Source organism: Treponema sp. (assembly GCF_024696245.1).
In the GTDB taxonomy this organism is placed as follows: Bacteria; Spirochaetota; Spirochaetia; order Treponematales; family Treponemataceae; genus Treponema_D.
In genome coordinates, this window is record NZ_JAILGZ010000078.1 from 1 (window position 1) to 2,296 (window position 2,296).

Below are 2,296 nucleotides of genomic sequence, written 5' to 3' on the forward strand. Positions count from 1 at the left end.
ATTGAACAGACTGGTATGAACAAAGCTGATTATAAAAAACATCTTAAGAATGTTCTTGTAATGCAGCAGTATGTTGTTCAGAAAAATCAGGAAGAAATTCAGAAAGTTGCTGCAACTGATGAAGAAATCAGACTTGCATACGAAAGCAATAAATCATCTTTTGTATGGAATGATATGGTAAAAATGCTTCTTGTGATTGTACCAAAGGGAACTTCCCCAGATACAGCAAAGCAGAAGGCTACAGATTTCCTTACAAAATATAAGGCAAAGGCACTTACAGCAGAACAGCTTGCAGTTCAGTCACAGCAGGAAGGTTCTGGTTTCCAGGCAGGACTTGGCTTGTTTCCTAAGACAGAAGCCGCTGCAGCAGGAATTGGAATGTCTTTGCAGAATCTTATTTATGTATTTACTCAGGGTGAAGGTTATATTTCTGATGTAGAAGAAACAGCTAATGATTATCGCTTCCTCAGCGTAATCAAAAAGTATGATGCAAAAATGCTTGGAATTAGTGATCTTGTTCAGCCGGAAACAACTGTAACAGTTTATGATTATATCCGTTCAAGCCTTACTCAGCAGAAACAGCAGATTTATTTGAACAATGCAGCTACAAATGTTGCAAAAGAACTTCACACAGCCGAAAATGTTGATATGAAGAAAACTGGAGCTGCTTTAGACAAGCTGCTCGATTGGGGGAACTAAGTGTCCAGAAGAAATGGTAGAGTAATTGCCTTTCAGGCTGTTTATTCATGGGATGTAACAAAGGCTTCTTTGGATGATCTTTTGACATTCGAATGGCTTCAGAAAGATAAAGAAATTGACGGAAGTATTGATCCTGCAGATCAGCCTTTTGTAGAACTTTCTGAAACTTCAAAGGAAGAAAGAACTTTTGCAAGCCTTATTATTGCAGGAACAATCAGTCATATAGATGAAATTGATAAGCTTATAGAAAATCATCTTTCAAGTTCATGGAGTATGGATCGTATAAGCCGAGTTGCGCTGGCAATTCTCCGCACAAGTGTTTATGAGATTTTGTTCCAGAACGGAGCTGAGGCAAAGATTGTCATTGATGAGGCAGTAAATATTGCCAAAGACTTTGACACAGACGATTCCTATAAGTTTATTAATGCAGTGCTTGATAAAATAGGAAAAGATGAGCCGAAGAGAGCTTAAAAAAATTTTATTAACATTCCTTTTATTTTCTTTGATTTTGTTCTGCTTTCCCGCTTGTCGGATGAGGGCAGAACAAAACTCGTTAACAAGCCAGTTTGATGTAATTGATGCGCTGGTGATGCAGAATCAGATGCAGTCGGCGCTCAAAGAACTCAAAAAGGCTGAAAAGCGCGCTTACGATTCGTGGACCTGGATTGGAATATACAAAAGATATATGTCCCTCGGCGAATCTAACCTTGCTGAAAAGACTCTCAAAAAGGCCTTAAAGAAAAACGGCGGCAACGTTGAGCTGCAGGCGGTTTATGCGGCATTTTTATTGAGAGAAAACCGCCTCGGAGAGGCGGGGAAGGTGGCGGAAAAGCTGCGCGGAACTAAATACGCTTCTCTTTATTCCGAATATATCCTCCGCGATTCTGCAGAAAAAGCAGCTGCTTCTGGCGGCTCTGGTTTTGATTATTATACCCGAAAAGAATTCTATCAGATTTATTTAGATGCCTATAAAACTTCAAAATCTTCAATGTGGCTTCGTAACTGTGCTGTATTCAATCTTATAAACGGTGAATATGGTCTTGCTGCAGCCCTTCTGCCGGATGCTTTTATTGATGCAGACGAGGCCTTTTTCTGGGCAACTGTTTGTTATGATGCCGGCCGCTTTTATGAAGCAATTGAGGCTATTGAAACTTCCCGACGTCTCATGACCGGCTATAACGGAACTGTAAATTTCAAGACTTCAGTAGTACAGCAGGCAGCTCTTGAATCAGATGCTTATATGGCAGTTTCTGATATGGAAGCTTCTGAAGCTGCTCGTCGTGGAATTGTAATGAATCTTGATGAACTTAAGGTTCGTAAAACTGATGAAACTCTTCTTTCAAATATAATTTTGAACAGTGCCCGCTGGGCAGAAAATCAGGGATTGGATGAGCAGAATGCAGACCTTCTTTTTTATGTTGTAAACCGCTGGCCTGATAATATTCCGGGACTTATTCTTTATGCTGATTTTGCCTACCGTTCAAATCTTGAACGCGAAGAAGACACAGAGATTGCTGCCCTCAGAAAAGTTGGAATCCAGACTCTGGAAATGGAACGTTACGACAACCGTAGAAAAATTCCTATGAGCGATGCTCAG

3 protein-coding genes are annotated in these 2,296 nt (G+C 40.2%); all 3 read left to right on the top strand.

From position 1 onward, the window contains the following. Positions 1-699, top strand: a 699-nt coding sequence (locus tag K6D58_RS05490) for a peptidylprolyl isomerase (protein WP_296828439.1), incomplete at its 5' end; no start/stop codon positions are given. Next, on the top strand, positions 700-1,170 hold the full coding sequence (nusB, locus tag K6D58_RS05495; RefSeq protein WP_296828441.1) for a transcription antitermination factor NusB: 471 nt from the start codon (positions 700-702) through the stop codon (positions 1,168-1,170). 349 nt (positions 1,171-1,519) lie between these two features. Then, on the top strand, positions 1,520-2,296 hold a 777-nt coding region (locus tag K6D58_RS05500; RefSeq protein ID WP_296828443.1), incomplete at its 3' end, for a hypothetical protein.